Annotated in this window: 20 protein-coding genes and 4 pseudogenes; 13 read left to right on the top strand and 11 right to left on the bottom strand. The window is 42.0% G+C overall.

Annotated features, from left to right (window positions below; genetic code table 11):
* Positions 1-149: 149 nt before the first annotated feature.
* Positions 150-305, top strand: a pseudogene (locus FNW02_RS12040) (HU family DNA-binding protein); the annotation flags it as partial.
* A 211-nt stretch (positions 306-516) separates the two neighbouring features.
* On the opposite strand, the gene FNW02_RS39540 reads toward FNW02_RS12040, so the two are convergent.
* The gene (locus tag FNW02_RS39540; protein WP_263627732.1) at positions 517-648 is read right to left on the bottom strand and encodes a hypothetical protein; all 132 of its coding nucleotides are present in this window, start codon (positions 646-648) and stop codon (positions 517-519) included.
* 377 nt (positions 649-1,025) lie between these two features.
* On the opposite strand from FNW02_RS39540, the gene FNW02_RS12035 reads away from it, so the two are divergent.
* Positions 1,026-1,538, top strand: a complete 513-nt coding sequence (locus FNW02_RS12035) for a hypothetical protein (protein WP_191757775.1) — start codon at positions 1,026-1,028, stop codon at positions 1,536-1,538.
* Between the two features lie 132 nt (positions 1,539-1,670).
* Here FNW02_RS12035 and FNW02_RS12030 read toward each other — a convergent pair whose 3' ends face one another.
* Together FNW02_RS12030 and FNW02_RS12025 are read right to left on the bottom strand one after the other, a co-directional pair.
* Complete coding sequence (locus tag FNW02_RS12030) at positions 1,671-1,919, bottom strand: hypothetical protein (RefSeq protein ID WP_191757774.1); 249 nt, start codon at positions 1,917-1,919, stop codon at positions 1,671-1,673.
* A 189-nt stretch (positions 1,920-2,108) separates the two neighbouring features.
* On the bottom strand, positions 2,109-2,210 hold the full coding sequence (locus tag FNW02_RS12025) for a sigma-70 factor domain-containing protein (protein ID WP_191757773.1): 102 nt from the start codon (positions 2,208-2,210) through the stop codon (positions 2,109-2,111).
* A gap of 249 nt (positions 2,211-2,459) precedes the next feature.
* Here FNW02_RS12025 and FNW02_RS12020 point away from each other — a divergent pair.
* Together FNW02_RS12020 and FNW02_RS12015 are read left to right on the top strand one after the other, a co-directional pair.
* Positions 2,460-2,685, top strand: a pseudogene (locus tag FNW02_RS12020) (transposase family protein); the annotation flags it as partial.
* A 129-nt stretch (positions 2,686-2,814) separates the two neighbouring features.
* Entirely contained in the window at positions 2,815-3,105 is a 291-nt protein-coding gene (locus tag FNW02_RS12015; protein WP_191757790.1) for a hypothetical protein, read from the top strand.
* Between the two features lie 69 nt (positions 3,106-3,174).
* On the opposite strand, the gene FNW02_RS12010 is transcribed toward FNW02_RS12015, so the two are convergent.
* Both FNW02_RS12010 and FNW02_RS12005 read right to left on the bottom strand, forming a co-directional pair.
* Positions 3,175-3,714, bottom strand: coding sequence for an SDR family NAD(P)-dependent oxidoreductase (locus FNW02_RS12010; RefSeq protein ID WP_225225593.1), 540 nt, complete (start codon positions 3,712-3,714; stop codon positions 3,175-3,177).
* 116 nt (positions 3,715-3,830) lie between these two features.
* A pseudogene (locus tag FNW02_RS12005) lies at positions 3,831-4,079 on the bottom strand (cupin domain-containing protein); the annotation flags it as partial.
* A 52-nt stretch (positions 4,080-4,131) separates the two neighbouring features.
* Between FNW02_RS12005 and FNW02_RS12000 the strand changes: the two are divergent.
* From FNW02_RS12000 to FNW02_RS11975, 6 genes and pseudogenes are all read left to right on the top strand, one after another.
* A pseudogene (locus FNW02_RS12000) lies at positions 4,132-4,563 on the top strand (helix-turn-helix transcriptional regulator); the annotation flags it as partial.
* A 388-nt stretch (positions 4,564-4,951) separates the two neighbouring features.
* Positions 4,952-5,407: a hypothetical protein gene (locus tag FNW02_RS11995; protein ID WP_191757772.1), complete on the top strand. Its 456-nt coding sequence runs from the start codon at positions 4,952-4,954 to the stop codon at positions 5,405-5,407.
* 49 nt (positions 5,408-5,456) lie between these two features.
* Positions 5,457-5,786: a hypothetical protein gene (locus tag FNW02_RS11990; protein ID WP_191757771.1), complete on the top strand. Its 330-nt coding sequence runs from the start codon at positions 5,457-5,459 to the stop codon at positions 5,784-5,786.
* 19 nt (positions 5,787-5,805) lie between these two features.
* Entirely contained in the window at positions 5,806-6,360 is a 555-nt protein-coding gene (locus tag FNW02_RS11985; RefSeq protein WP_225225591.1) for a GNAT family N-acetyltransferase, read from the top strand.
* Between the two features lie 23 nt (positions 6,361-6,383).
* Positions 6,384-6,620, top strand: coding sequence for a 4Fe-4S dicluster domain-containing protein (locus tag FNW02_RS11980; protein WP_191757770.1), 237 nt, complete (start codon positions 6,384-6,386; stop codon positions 6,618-6,620).
* A 208-nt stretch (positions 6,621-6,828) separates the two neighbouring features.
* Positions 6,829-7,080 carry a HEAT repeat domain-containing protein gene (locus FNW02_RS11975; protein ID WP_191757769.1) on the top strand — a complete coding sequence of 84 codons (252 nt, stop codon included), beginning with the start codon at positions 6,829-6,831 and terminating at the stop codon, positions 7,078-7,080.
* 196 nt (positions 7,081-7,276) lie between these two features.
* On the opposite strand, the gene FNW02_RS11970 is transcribed toward FNW02_RS11975, so the two are convergent.
* Complete coding sequence (locus tag FNW02_RS11970; RefSeq protein ID WP_191757768.1) at positions 7,277-7,885, bottom strand: pentapeptide repeat-containing protein; 609 nt, start codon at positions 7,883-7,885, stop codon at positions 7,277-7,279.
* Positions 7,886-8,431: 546 nt separating this feature from the next.
* The gene (locus tag FNW02_RS11965; RefSeq protein ID WP_191757767.1) at positions 8,432-9,382 is read right to left on the bottom strand and encodes a zinc-binding dehydrogenase; all 951 of its coding nucleotides are present in this window, start codon (positions 9,380-9,382) and stop codon (positions 8,432-8,434) included.
* A gap of 243 nt (positions 9,383-9,625) precedes the next feature.
* On the opposite strand from FNW02_RS11965, the gene FNW02_RS11960 reads away from it, so the two are divergent.
* A complete protein-coding gene (locus FNW02_RS11960; RefSeq protein ID WP_191757766.1) occupies positions 9,626-10,306 on the top strand; it encodes an O-methyltransferase in 681 nt (226 codons plus the stop codon).
* Positions 10,307-10,449: 143 nt separating this feature from the next.
* Here FNW02_RS11960 and FNW02_RS11955 read toward each other — a convergent pair whose 3' ends face one another.
* Positions 10,450-10,674 (bottom strand): glutathione S-transferase family protein, encoded by a 225-nt coding sequence (locus FNW02_RS11955; RefSeq protein WP_225225590.1) that lies wholly within the window; start codon positions 10,672-10,674, stop codon positions 10,450-10,452.
* Positions 10,671-11,090, bottom strand: a complete 420-nt coding sequence (locus FNW02_RS11950) for a RidA family protein (protein WP_191757765.1) — start codon at positions 11,088-11,090, stop codon at positions 10,671-10,673. The genes FNW02_RS11955 and FNW02_RS11950 overlap by 4 nt, the downstream gene beginning before the upstream one ends.
* 537 nt (positions 11,091-11,627) lie before the next feature.
* Here FNW02_RS11950 and FNW02_RS11945 point away from each other — a divergent pair.
* Together FNW02_RS11945 and FNW02_RS11940 are read left to right on the top strand one after the other, a co-directional pair.
* A complete protein-coding gene (locus FNW02_RS11945; protein WP_191757764.1) occupies positions 11,628-12,431 on the top strand; it encodes an SDR family NAD(P)-dependent oxidoreductase in 804 nt (267 codons plus the stop codon).
* A 238-nt stretch (positions 12,432-12,669) separates the two neighbouring features.
* The gene (locus FNW02_RS11940; RefSeq protein WP_191757763.1) at positions 12,670-12,813 is read left to right on the top strand and encodes a hypothetical protein; all 144 of its coding nucleotides are present in this window, start codon (positions 12,670-12,672) and stop codon (positions 12,811-12,813) included.
* 83 nt (positions 12,814-12,896) lie between these two features.
* Here the strand turns inward: FNW02_RS11940 and FNW02_RS11935 are convergent, their stop codons facing one another.
* A complete protein-coding gene (locus FNW02_RS11935; RefSeq protein ID WP_191757762.1) occupies positions 12,897-13,079 on the bottom strand; it encodes a pentapeptide repeat-containing protein in 183 nt (60 codons plus the stop codon).
* A gap of 441 nt (positions 13,080-13,520) precedes the next feature.
* On the bottom strand, positions 13,521-14,519 hold the full coding sequence (locus FNW02_RS11930) for a glycosyltransferase family 2 protein (RefSeq protein ID WP_191757761.1): 999 nt from the start codon (positions 14,517-14,519) through the stop codon (positions 13,521-13,523).
* Between the last annotated feature and the right edge of the window lie 125 nt (positions 14,520-14,644).

Below are 14,644 nucleotides of genomic sequence, written 5' to 3'. Positions count from 1 at the left end.
CTTGCAGTTGTAAAACTTCCTCTTCGCTTAAATCTACAACATACTTTTTTGCCATGCTCAACCCCTTTTTTGACTAGTTTATCAATTAGAGGGGCTTACCCAGCAAAAATGCCTTGGTGGACTACTAAGTACTACCACATTACAAGCGGCGTCTGACACTGGTTGGGTTTGGGTCATTCGAGCGACGCGAACGCTGCCAACGTGAAGGGCGTAATTCCAAAACCAATGAGCCACTGATAATTCCGGCTACCAAAGTGCCTGCATTTTCTCCTGGTAAGCAGTTTCGGGAAAAAGTAGCGCCTTAAAGTATTACTAATACATTTGCTTTACTAGTATTAATCCAATTATACAGAGCCGCAGTGAACGCTGTTATTAAGACAGGATATGTTACCTGTAGGTGTGAAACGTGGGTGTTGAATTGCAGATGTTACAAATAGCGATTGCTGACAGTAGTTACTGGGAAAGCTGAACCGTTTTTATTTGAAGGCTTTGGAAGAGAAGTATTGACCAGGTTAATTAGTATGTAAAGTTTGATTGCTTTTGGTGAATCAGCGATCGCCAAGTCGTTGGTTTTTGTCCTGTGATGTGTTCAAAATTATCAAAGGTTGTATCAGCTTGGGGAATGGCATTGGCAATGTTCAGTTTCAATTAGAGAAATATAAAATCCCTGGATAGATGCCAACTCTATCGAGATTGCAATTTCTCCAGGGTTATAAGGAATATATTATATGTCTCGTAAAAACGTAAACTTAGTATTCCCAAAAACTTTGACATCTAAACATCAACCAAAAAAACTCACAAGCGGCTACGCGTCTACGCACTTTAACCTGTATCATCCAACCAGCCGCATTCTGCACAATCCCAATTGGCATTGCAGTGATCGCTATTCTTAAGCCAGCATAACACTATCAATATCCACTTTGAATAGACAAAGCCCTCGTGATTGGTGATTGGATTGCCAATAATCGCGTTATAAGTTCTACAATTCAAACAGGTGAGCGAAGCAACTAATTTAAACAATAGCGATGCTTGACTTAACCAAAATCCAATCGATTGCTCAATCCTATTCTCCTCAAGAACTTTTTGCAGCCTTGGTTTGGCAGCGTCAATTTAATCAGTTTGATGGCAAACATGTGATTACTGACCTTGCCTCTCACACGGATTTATGGGTAAGCTTTCTGTTTACAAAACCAATCTTTGCACCAGATGAAAACAGTCTAAGCTTTGGTGGTGTCATCGATACCCTCTTGGCAATGGCAAACTATCGTCCCATGCCTGAAACTAGTATTATGCATTTTGTTGCTTATCCTGCGGATACCCTTTACATCCTTACTGAAAATCAAGACACGAAGGTATCTCAACTTTTGGATTTAGGCAAAAAGTGGCAAGCTGATTCAGTGGAAGTCATTGATGGCACGAATGAAGACTACGGTTTCCGACTTCAGCGCCGATTGAAAACTCGATTAGAAAGAGCGCTGTGGGGTGAAGAAGTTCACCAGGATCGCGATGCAGTTATTGTTACCTATTGGTGGGATTGAAGTAGTTCATCGCTACAGCAACCCAGGCAATTTGCAACTCAAATAAGACTGCTATATCTACCAACGCAGAGCGCGATCGCTCTGATGTTCAGTTCAATGGAGGAGCGATCGCCCTTATCTTAAGACAACAAATTATCCTGCAATGTCTTTGCCACTCTTGTAGTTCATAGCCCTGGGCTTTCTCTTCTTGAGAGGCACTGCTGATTTTTTGGGAGCCTGTGGACGACGGCATTGCTCACAGTAAAGCGGTCGGGGGCCAAAAGTTTCGCGCTGTGTTGGTTGTTGGCACTGCTGACAAACGAAGTTAAATGTGCGAGTGTGAATTTGTCTTTTGTGTGCTCGGACAGTGTACTCTTTGACTTGAATTATCTTGGTTTGCATTGTATCAATCTATAAGTCTCACTCTATAAATATAGTTTCTTGTTTATCACATAGTCGTGCAATAGACGTGCATCATAACTAAAGGTGCTAGTCTGCAAACAATGATAATTGCTTTGGAGAAATATTGCCTCGTCCGAAGCGATCTTAGCCAAGCTGAGTGATCCGCATCTAGTCCAAAGCGCAAAATTACTACTTCTTTGCGTATGCAATCTCTAGGTCTGGAGTCAGCAAAGGGTAGCGTCCGATTTCTTGTAAGTAGATGCGAACTAGGTCAGGAGTGGGGGTGGGCATATTTCAATAAATTGTAATAAATAAGTTCTAAGCTGTTGACCAAATAATTACTAATTCGCTCTAAGCAAAGCTATGCCGCAGGCTTTACGCTGCGAAGCGCGTAATTCGTAATTACTTCGTGTCATAGCCCCCACCAAATCTGCATGGCTTTGTGGTCTTCAATCAGCGCAAAGTAAGAGAGTGGTGGGTTCAATGCCCCACTGATTGTAACTACGAATTACGCGCTTCGTAGCGGGGCGAAGCCCATTACGAATTACGAATTATCAATTACGAATTATGTTGACTATTGCTATTTGTGCAGTAATTTATGGAGCAAATAGCTGGGTGGCGATTGAACTGTATGGGTGTACAAAATATGAGTGGTTGAAAACGTTTTTGGAGCTACCAAATGGAATACCTTGCCTGACGGCACGCTACGTGAACACACGATACTTTCGCACGCGTATTTGCACAATTAAATCCGCAGCAATTTCAAGGAGGTCTGGAATTAGCACGAGGGCAAACTGAAGCCGCCTTAAGTACTTGGCAAGAAGCGGCTAAAATTTATCAATACTTAAATGATACATCGGCACTGATTCACAATCGCGTTAATCAAACCCAAGGAATGCAAGTTCTAGGAAATTATTTGCAAGCACACAAAACATTAATCTCAGTACAACAAATTCTCCAAAAACAAGCAGATTCTTCTGTTAAAGCCACATTAGTTACGAGTCTAGGGCTGGAATCTTCTCAGGGATACCCAGACTTTCGTCTGTTTTTACTCATTTTCATGTTGTTTGTTTCACGTAACCGTCGGACGTGGGGTGGCTTGCACTACTCCGATATGTTCATCATGCCGCCTGACGGTGTTCATCAGGCGAACCGCGTAATGACCTCGAAGCCGACCGTGTCGTAGCGTCCCATTCGCTCCAGCGTGTCAGTCACGTCTGAAAGCGCAATCTGGCGCGTGACAAGCCGCGCCGGGTTAAGCTTCCGGCGTGCCACAAGCGCGAGCTGCTCGGCGTAGTTCGGTCTGCGCGTGGACGGTAACATCCGCTGCTGCGATGATTCCCGCGCCCGATGACGTGTTGATGATCGCGCCGCCTCCCTGCTTGAGGATCAGCGGGAGCTCGTGCTTCATGCACAGGAAAACACTACGGAGGTTGGTGTCGATGATCCGGTTCCACTCCTCCTCCTCGTACTCCGCATTCGGAGCTGGCTTTCTCGGCTCAATGCCCGCGTTGTTGAAGGCGAAGTCCAGCCGCCCAAAAGCCTCAACGGTCTTGGCTAGGGCCGCCTTCACATCCTCGGCCTGCGTCACGTCGCACCTGACGGCGATCGCGCGTCCGCCGAGATCTTCGATCATGCGGGCCGTTTCTTGATTGCCCTGTTCCAAAATGTCAGCGACCACCACATTAGCGCCCTCACGGGCAAACGCCAGTGCCGTAGCTCGACCGATGCCGTTCGCTGCTCCGGTCACAAACGCAACTTTTCCTGTGTAGTTTCCATTCTCGTTCGTTATCATTTTTTACTCCTTGCGTTGCTTATTCGGGAAATCTTTATCGGAATTTTTATAATGTATTGCCGTGTAATGGAGCCAAGGATGTGCATCTCGACTCCCAAAAATTTTAGATACGGATATCAGTTGGGATATTGGTCGTCGCTGACCTGTTCCATCCAGTCTACGGTCTTACCGTCGAGTGCTTCCTGAATGGCAATGTGCGTCATCGCTGTAGTCGGTGTAGCGCCGTGCCAATGCTTTTCACCTGGCGCAAACCAGATCACGTCCCCCGGTCGAATTTGCTTGATCGCGCCGCCCCATCGCTGTACAAGTCCGCAGCCTGCCGTCATGATCAAGGTCTGTCCTAATGGATGGGTGTGCCATGCTGTCCGAGCGCCTGGCTCGAACGTGACACTAGCGCCAGACGTGCGTGCTGGATCGGAGCAAGGCGCGCGGCTTCGTCATATTGCCGTTCTGGGTGGCTACACCCACCACATCGCTCTTGCCGTCGAGCGACTTCGTAAAAACTTTAAGGAGCCGATCAAGATTGAAAGCATCGCACGAGAGCTTGGAATGAGTATCTCAGGCTTTCACCATCACTTCAAGTCGGTCACGGCAATGAGTCCCTTGCAGTTCCAGAAGCAACTGCGGCTCCAGGAGGCTCGCCGTCTGATGCTGGGGGAAAACTTTGACGCTACTAGTGCTGCTTACCATGTGGGTTATGACGATGCCTCGCACTTCAACCGGGAGTACAAGCGGCTGTTTGGTGCACCACCGATGCTCGATGTGGAGCGGTTGCGAGAAGCTGTTAGGGAGACTGCTAGTTCAATACAATCTCCTCAAGACGCCCGGCATCTTGCCAGAAATCCCTAAAACATTGCAGTGGCGGACTGCCAAACTCAATCTTTGTTTCATCAGGCTGATGCTCAAACAGTTGGCACTTTTATAGATCCCAAATGGCTTCTATAAAAAAGCAGGTTTTGTAGTAGAAGGAACGCTCCGTGAATGTTTGAAAGTTGAGGGCCGCTATGATTCCCTAATTATTATGTCTATGTTGCGACAAGAGTATAAAAAGAAGTGACTGAATGAGAGTGAAATCTTTGAATCATTCATTGGAGCGAAGATTATGAAATTGGTGATGTTTGACATTGATGGAACTCTTACTGAGTCGAATCACTTAGACGATGAATCATATTTACAAGCCTTGCATGAAGTATTCGGCTTTTCAGAAGTATCAAGTGACTAGGCATCATACACTCATGTGACAGATGCTTGTATTTTAAAAGAAATTTGTCAAAGCCAACTTGGTCGCGTTTCTTTAGCTATGGAAGTTGAGGCATTTCAAAAGCGTTTTTTACAATTATTAATTGATGGCGCAGCAGCAAGCGCAGGAGTAAAAGCGATATCAGGTGCATCAGAAATATTAAAAAAACTACTTGCATCTCCTGAATATCAGGTAGCCTATGCTGGAGGAGGTTGGGCAGCATCAGCGATATTCAAGTTAAAATCTGCTCGTCTTCCCATTGAGAACATTTCTTATGCTTTCTCTGGCGATCTGGTCAGATCCCCGACTTCTTCAAGAAGTCGGGGATCTTGTAGCGTCTATGCCAAAGATTTAAGCCACTACGAGGCTCTTATCTACTTGTGGAGATTCGATATTACCTACCTTAGATTCTATCGCTGTACTTTGAAGAAATCGGGGTTAGCTTGGGTGTAAAACTTGTAGGGATGAGCGAATACATAAGCATCCTGTAGATCCTTATATCGTGGAAGTAGATGCAGTCAAAGAACAAATTAATTTAATTCAGAGTAATACTAAAAGGCATGTTGAAGCCATACCCCTTTTATTACCACATAATTTGTCTGATTTATTCGCAGCAGTAGGCTGGAGAAAACCAGAATTCTATTTTCAATCAGAGGTACGTGCTGGAATATCATCTTTTGCTTTAGCCAATCAAGATTTAATAAATAAACGATTACAGTTATTGACAGCAGATTTAAGTAGTGGTGAATGGGTAAAAAAATATGGCAATATTCGCAATTTGACAGAGATTGATTTAGGCTATCGTTTTATCCGCGCCACGCTGGATAATTAAATAATTTTAATTTAAAGTTATGACAAATAAAGTTACTGTAAATGAGCAAATTAAAAGTCAAAATATGCAGTTAATAGAAACCTTTTTTACACAGCGTTTGCTTGCTGAACGCCTGCATTTTAAACATTTGAATGAACTTTATCGTATGCACCAAAATACACAAGTTATGGCAACTTTAGGCGGTGTGCGTTCTGATGAAGCTACACGACTATTTATTTTCAATAACTTGCATCATTGGCAGCAGTATGGATTCGGTTTATGGGTGTTTCGAGATAAAGTTAATCATCAGTTTGTTGGTCGTGCAGGGTTACGGAATACTCATTTAGATGGTAAAGAAGAGGTAGAATTAGCTTACGCTCTCATGGCTAAATTTTGGAGTCAAGGATTAGCAACAGAAATTGGTGAAAAAATATTGAAAATTGGTTTTGAAGTGTTGAATTTGCATGAGATAGTTTGCTTGACCCTAACGACTAACAAAGCATCACAAAGAGTTATGGAAAAGTTAGGTTTTAAATATGAGCGTGATATTATTCATGCAGATTTACCACATTTGTTGTATCGCTTGACAGTTTAATTGCAAATTCATGGAATATTTTTATGGCTTTAATCAATCAAAGAGTAGATATTCCTGTAATTGTTGATGAATCTAAATGTTTAGAAAAATGTACTGCTTGTATTGAAGTTTGCCCATTAGATGTGTTAGCTAAAAATCTAGAGACAGGCAAAGCTTACATGAAATATGATGAATGTTGGTTTTGCCTACCTTGTGAAAAAGAATGCCAACCTAATACAATTACTGTGCATATTCCCTTTTTTTTTGCAATAGTTGAATAAGATTATTAATAGGATTAGAAATGCCTATAAGTAGTACTAATTCAGAATTAAATCAATGGCTAGAGATGGTGCGATCGCCTGATGTAAATGACCGCTTAGTAGCTATCAAGACCTTGCAACATCTGGGTGATGAATAAACGATAGATGCACTAGTTATTGCTCTAAAAGATGAACATATTGCTGTCCAAAAAATAGCAATATCTACTCTTTGGTAAATTGGCAAGTGCGGAAAGCAGCAGCACAAGCTTTGCAAAAAATCCTAGATATTCAAGTTATGCCAAAATTAATTCAAGCCTTAACAGATGAATATGCAGATGTCCGTAAAGAAGCAGTAATTGCACTTGGTAATTTAGCTCATCTTCACCAGCAGGGAGGTTTTTGTAAAAATTGCGATAGCTATAGGCTTAAGCTTCGCTTATCGCACTTAACGCAACTTTTACTTAAGCTAGTAATTCTATGATTCATCCGTACCTTTCTAGAATTGCGCGATCGCAGCCGAACAGCTAAAGAATGGTGAATATACTGAATACGATGATCAGTCTCTACCCAGTTTACTGGAAAATATCAAGGCTCGTGGACAGCGTAACCTTAATATAAATAAGCTAGGGAGCGCTCCCTAGCTCAGATATCCATTCACTTAACTACATATTTGAGAATTATTGATACGGATTCATGAATCCTGTGGGTACTATTGCATCTTCCAAATCAGCCCCTATCAAGTTTGCACCTTGGATGTTGGCATTTGTGAGATTTGTTTTTTGTAAATCTGCCTTTTGTAGATTTGCTCCTTGCAAATCAGCCCCTAACAGGTTTGCTCCCTCTAAATCTGCATCATATAAGTTTGCCCCTTGCAAGTTTGCCCCAACTATATTTGCTTTGCTTAAATCTACTCCCTGTAAATTAGCTGATGCGAGGTTTGTTCCTTGGAGATTCGCCTTTTCTAATTCTGCTTCTTGTAAATTTGCACCTGCTAAGTTAGCTGCTTGCAGATTTGCATTGTCTAATTGCGCTTCAACTAAGTTGCATCCAACACATTCATTGGTTGTTAATAGACGTTGAACATTTGCAGCTACGCTATCTACTGGCCATGCTGTTTGAGGTATAACAGGAGCCGGAGATACTATTGGAGCTGGTGTCGATACGGGTGGTATCTCTGACTGAGCTAAAGCATAGGGCTGATCAAAAAGAGAAAATATCGTCAGAAATCCTAGAAATACAGCAGTTAAAAGCCAAGAAGTTACTTTTTTTGAGTTTGGTTTGTTCATTAGTTCATTCCTCTTGAATTTGGTAATTTATAGTTTCAATTAACTTTTGTTCTACCTTACTACCAATCAATCTCCAAAATCAAATACTATTATTTTGGATGAGCATAAATAAAAGTGATGACTACTTTTTAGCTATTCATCTCAACTTTCGAGCTATAATTAGGCTTCTCTAGATATTCTCCGCAATGATTTAGCAAAATTATTTCAGAAGATAATGGAAGCGATCGCAATTAATTTACACATGCATTTTTGTTCTTCAAATCTTTTGACTTAGTAGCTTATAAACTTAATATTATGGTTTGGTTCAAATAAGAGCAAATACTCTTTATTGTTAAAACGATAAAATGAATTTATTGAATAAAAATTTAAAAACACCAGGCATAAGGATAGCCTGGTACAAAATGTAAACAAATCAGATACCCGACTTCTAAAATAAATCGGGTATCTGATTTTTCATTGCGATTCGTTCACTATCTATCAGAACACCATCACAATCAAAAATAACTAATTTAATTTTGTCCATGAATTTACAAAAAATTCAATGACTCACACATTGGAGACGTGCAATACAGCTTTGCCAAGGTAACTTCTATTTAACAATTTCTGTGCTACATCAGCTATTTGTGTCCAATCAGCTTCAATATCAATAACAGGACGCAATTGATCTGCTTCTACTAAATGCAAAAGCCTTTGTAATCCTACTGCTGCTGATTCTCTTCTCAATTCATGAAACAAAATTAGACCATACAAACTTGCACCACCAGTGCTATAGAAGCTCTGTGCATTGAATGTTACTTCATTTCCCCCGGAAGTACCAAACAGAACTATCGTCCCATCTTCTGCCAACAAACCGAGGGCTGTTCCGAGGGTGTTTCCACCTACTGATTCGATAATTAAATGATAGGGGCCATATTTGCTAGCTGGTGATAGGTCTTCACCAATGACTACAGAATCAGCACCAGCATCTTTAACGAAGGTTTCGTATTCTGGACGGCGAATGTGTGCTATTACTTGTGCGCCACTGAGACGTGCTAATTGAATAGCGAAGTGACCCACACCACCAGATGCACCTGTAATCAAGACTGGACGACCTAAAAGTGAGCCGCCTTTGAGTAGGGTATGATATGCAGTCAAACCGGCTACGGGTAGTGTAGCAGCTTGAGCAAAGGAAACTGACGAGGGCAATTCTGCTAGTGAGTGGGTTGGTACTGATACTAATTCCGCCCATGCACCAGAACGGAGTAAGCCGACAACTCGCGTCCCGACAGCAGGCCCAGAACCATCAGCAGCAGGAGTTTCGACAACACCAGCCAAGTCCCAACCTGGTCGCCAACCAGCTTCAGCAGTGGTAGAACGTCTGACTTCTCCCCGGTTAAGGGAAATTTCTGCTACTCTAATAACCGCTTCATTTGCAGCAGGGGTGGGTGCATCTACATCACGTAATGCTAAACGCCCTGATACATCAGGATCAACAATAACAGCACGGATTTTACTCATCTTGTCAAACCAAAATCGAGTTACAAGTTTTAGTTTGATACAGTTTCGTCGGAAAGAGCATTAATAATTAATCATCATCTCAGTCAATCAACTGCGTCAACTTGGCGCTTAAATTGATTATGCACTTTGCATGATAGACATAGAGGAAGGTATCACACTGCTTTCTTAAAGTGGAGTGATTTTCTTAATTAAGATTTAGGTCATATAAAAAGTACTGTTGTTACTGTTAATGGAAGAAGAGTTATGACTCAGGAACTATGGACAGAAGTTGATCGTTACATCACTGATTTGCTTGTGCCTCCCGACCCTGTGCTGGATGCTGCACTTCAAGCTAGTGATGCGGCTGGTTTACCACCACATAATGTTTCGCCGAACCAAGGTAAGCTGCTAATGCTATTAGCTTTAATCCATAAGGCGCACAACATTCTGGAGATTGGTACGTTAGGCGGCTACAGTACAATCTGGTTAGCCAGAGCATTGCCTGCCAACGGTCGTTTGATCACTTTAGAATCAAATTCCAAGCACGCTGAAGTGGCCTACGAAAATATAGCCCGCGCTGGTCTGGCTCATCTTGTCGATGTGCGTGTAGGTCAGGCAATAGATACACTGCCACAACTAGTTACCGAGGGTTATAATCCATTTGATTTAATTTTTATTGATGCAGACAAGCCAAGCAATCCAGAATACTTCGCATGGGCGTTAAAGCTTTCCCGCCGGGGTAGCCTGATTATCGCTGATAACGTTGTACGCAATGGATCTGTGATTGAGGCGAATAGCGATGATCCTAGTGTGCAAGGAGTACGTCGTTTTAATGAGTTACTCGCATCTGAAGCGCGTGTGAGTGCAACTGCAATCCAGACTGTAGGCAACAAAGGGTATGACGGTTTTGCGATCGCTGTTGTAACTGGCGATCGCCTACCATAACCATAGTCGAAGATGAAAGCTTTTCTGTGACTAAAATTGCTAAAAAGATTTCTTGAGACCTGAATAAGCTTTTTAAAATTTTAAATTTCTTATGACTCTGGTTGAATCGCTTGCAGGGACTCTCGTCTAGAAAATTCATCATATCATTGAGCAAATTGAGGAAAATTCTGCCGCCATTGCAGTTCAGGCAGACGAATCTCCAAGCCAAGTGCAGAGGCGAGGGTGATATGAGCAAGCTTAGAAATCTGGTCGAGTTGATCAGAAATCTTCTCAAAGTAGTTTAAATTTCTGAATGCACGCGTAGACGCAAAGCGGCTTGTCGCCAGACATCGCTCTAATTCGATTATCCTTGGAGATTGTTCGCTCAAGGAACGTCTGTAGCAATTACAGCAATTGCTTCAATTTCAAACAACATTGCATCCAACGCTAGTCTTGGTACAGGAATCAATGTACAAGCAGGCGGTTGATTACTCCACATTGATTGAACTTCCGTGGTCAATAGTTGTAGTTTAGACTCATCATGATTGACTATTAAAACTGTAATTTTTACTACTTCGTCTGGTCTAGCACCAGCTCCAGCTAATGCAGTTCGTAAATTCGTAAATGCTTGCTTCAACTGAGATGCAAAATCATCAATAGCAAGGTTCCCGTTTTCATCCTCACCACCTTGACCAGAAATGTAGACAGTAGTTGATCCTACTGGAGCACTTACTACATGGGTATAGCCATTCATAGATGGATCGTATAGCCCTTCGGGATTGATAAATTTAATTCCTATACTCATGAGGCAATTATTCAATACAATTTCATCCGCATTTTACCTTGTTCTAAATATTTCGGACTGCTTGCTGCTTTTTGGTTAGCTTATATTTTTGATTGAAAGAATGGAATACAAGCCTCTCTACGAGACACTTTGCAAACGCCCTCCTATGGCGACTTTTGATTTTTAAACAATACTCATCAAAGGTTCTGTGCGTTGAGCGATATAATCTGCGATCGCCTACAGTGGGGCATAGCTCATCGCGGAGTTCCATCAGTATCTTTCCCGCTTCAAACAACGCTCGCTCCACTTTCCTCTCGGAATGCAGAGATGGTGGATTTTTGACGTTTAGAAGCTGATTTAGCCATAATTCTACCTCTTTTGGTTCAGTGGTATTAAGTTAGGTCAATTGCAAGGTTAATTTTGTGTATCATGCTAAACCGAGGGTAGTTGTTCTATTTAAGTCCTTTAGTGTAAATAAAAGGTAGCTTTGCGATCGCCTCCGTCGGGGCGTAGCCCATCACACTTCTGGCAATAATTCTTCAATAAAAGGTTAAAAATATGACGGCAAAAGCAACCTATCAGTTTGCAGGTAAGACCATCCTAATTACTGGTGGTGCAGGAGATATTGGCAAGGCTACTGCAAAGCGTTTTGCTGCTAATGGGGCAGGAATAGCCTTGCTAGATTTGAATGAACCAAAGATGGTAGATGTGGCTGAGGAACTAAAAAGCTACAACGTTCCAGTTGGCACATTTCGCTGTGATGTGACGGCTGCTGATGATGTTACCAAAGCTTTTACTGGCGCTTTTGAGCAGTTTGGGCGGATCGACTATGTATTTAATAACGCGGGTTATCAAGGAGCGTTTGCCAAAGTAGACGAATATCCTGATGATGACTTTCAAAAGGTAATTAATATTAACGTTGTTGGCGTTTTTCACGTTCTGAAAGTAGCCGCACAGTACTTGCGTTCTGGCGGTGGAGGTGCGATCGTTAACATGGCGAGTTATGCAGGCGTAGTCGGGCCGCCAAATATGTTAGCTTATGGTGCTTCTAAGTTTGCGGTTATTGGAATGACTCAGACAGCAGCCAAAGACTTGGCTCCTTACAGCATCAGGGTAAATGCACTGTCTCCGGCGCTGATTGGCCCTGGTTTTATGTGGACGCGGCAAACAGAATTACAAGCAGCAGTGGGTTCTCAGTACTTTGATGCTGACCCCAAAATAGTTGAGCAACAGATGATTAATTCAGTGCCAATGCGGCGCTTGGGAAGTTTGGCAGAGGTAGCAAATGGGGTAGCGTTTCTGATGAGCGACGAAGCAAGTTACATAACCGGGTTTAACTTGGAGGTTACTGGTGGTCAATAGAGATTTCCCGATAGTGAGCAAAAGTTAAATTGCTGGGCATATACTTAAAACTATTCAATCATCCCTTTGGTTAATTACGGGATTGATTACCGATAAAGCTCCTGTCTAAATTTGATTCTCAACGATTTAATTTTAATGATAATGAATTACTTATACAAAAAAGATAAGGGATTACTCATATTTTCGGCAAAACCAAGAATACCGCGATCGCGATATTCATAAATTAGGCGTTGCATAAATGCGGGATGAATTGGCGGATAAAACCATTGATAATTCGTTCCAAAATGGGAGAAATCATCCTATGATTCAGCAACGCCATAAATTAATTTTCCTTGAGCATCAAATAGAAAATGGCAATCCACTATTACCACGCTGGGATTAGGTTCTCTGTTTTCCACAACACGTACCCATTGTTGTAGCTTATGGTTTACACGTTCCCATGTGCCATCTTCGAAAATTGGTTAGTCATGCTAAACATTGTGACAAATTAGTTCCTTGGAGATTGGCTTGTGATAGGTTCGATTGATAAAGGTTAGCTCTTGACAAGTTAGCTTGTAATAAGTTAGCTCCTGCCAAGTTGGCTCCACTCAGGTTAGCTCCTTGGATGTCGGCTTCTAAAAGTACAACCCATGCGTATCGCTTGGTCATAATCGGCGATGCCAACGGTGGGTGCTCTCGCGCTATCGCACCTTTGTAATCAGAACTTACGCACTCAGATCCCCCAACCCCCTACAAAAGGGGGGAATTTATAAAGCCCCCCTTTTGAAGGGGAGCCAGCACGGTCTTCTCTACTTTGAGGCTGCGCCAAGGGGGTTTCCACGCCACTCCCCACAACGGATAGCGCAGCGTAAAGCCTTCTGTTCGTTCGCGTAGCGTGTCGTAGACAGAGGCTTCGCCTTAAGCGAAGCCATGCCGCAGGCTTTACGGCATGGCTTCTCTACTTTGAGGCTGCGCCAACGCTTAGAGCGAGTCATTGAGCGTCGGGAACCTCCGCAAGGGGGTGGCTCCCCATGAGCGACTGGCGTGGGCTAGGGGGGATCTAGGTTTCAGCCTTCAGTGCGTAAGTCTTAGCAATCACTAATCCTGTATTTATCTACACCTACGTTTACGTAATTTTCCCAATCCATTGTCCGCCATGCTATTTGTACAGGAAATTTTTGCACCTGGGCTATAGGTGCGACCTGATATAGTTAATAAAACCAGGTAATGAATAAATATCTTTATTGTTAAGAAAGGCCATCGTTTCAAAGCACCTAAAAATATTTTCCAATCAGTTTTCTGTCTGAAATTTTGCCAAATCATTTCTCGACAAAATTTATTAGGATACCCTATTGTTAGTAGCTTTATATAAACTTCAGGTATATAAGCGTATCGCATCTTCAAGTTCCATGTTGGGTCAAGATCTAAAAGACTAGCGCCCATAGTACATTCTAAATAAATGTCTTTAGTGACAATTACACTGCCATGAGCAGCACAAAACCCAGCCCAATATGCTTGAGATGCCCAGTTAGTAGTGGCAGACGGCCACTTTTGTAGAGCGCATTGCACCACATTTGTTTGATAAATTGCTGCTGAAATAAAAAGTATGCCACCGAAATTATTGTTCAGATAACCTTGGAATACTTCTCTACCATCAATTTTTGGTTCGTCGTTATCACTATTCAACCAGCGCTCTACAACTATTTGTCCTGTTCGTTTATCACGTCCAGAGAAGTTTAAAAAAATTAGTGCTAAATCTGAATGTTTTTTCAAGGTTGTTAACAGATAATTTAGGGTATTCTCCTGAATGGGGTCATCATCACCAATTGTCCAAACATATTTGGTAGTTGTAGCTTTTAAGCAACAAGCAATATTACCCATTACCCCTATATTCTTATTATTTTTATTTGATTTAAATATTACATTGTCAATAATTAATTGCCACTTTTTAATTATTTCTTGGGTATTATCTGTGGAACAGTTGTCAGAAATAAAGATTTCGCAATCAGATTCAAAACCTTTGATAGCTTGAGCTAGCCATGCTAATTGTTTATCAAGTAAATTTGCACGGTTATAAGTAGGTATAGCAAGAGTCAATAATTTATTCATGCTTAGGAATCATTGGTTGAATAAATATATAAATCATCATAATTACTAACCCCCTTCGAAACAGGGAGTAGGAAATAGTGGAAGAACCACCCGAACAAATGGTTAAGAGTAACTGTTTTTAAACA

The organism is Komarekiella delphini-convector SJRDD-AB1, assembly GCF_014831675.1.
In the GTDB taxonomy this organism is placed as follows: domain Bacteria; phylum Cyanobacteriota; class Cyanobacteriia; order Cyanobacteriales; family Nostocaceae; genus Komarekiella.
The sequence above is the reverse complement of the archived record's forward strand: the minus strand, read 5'-3'. Positions and strand labels throughout refer to the sequence as shown.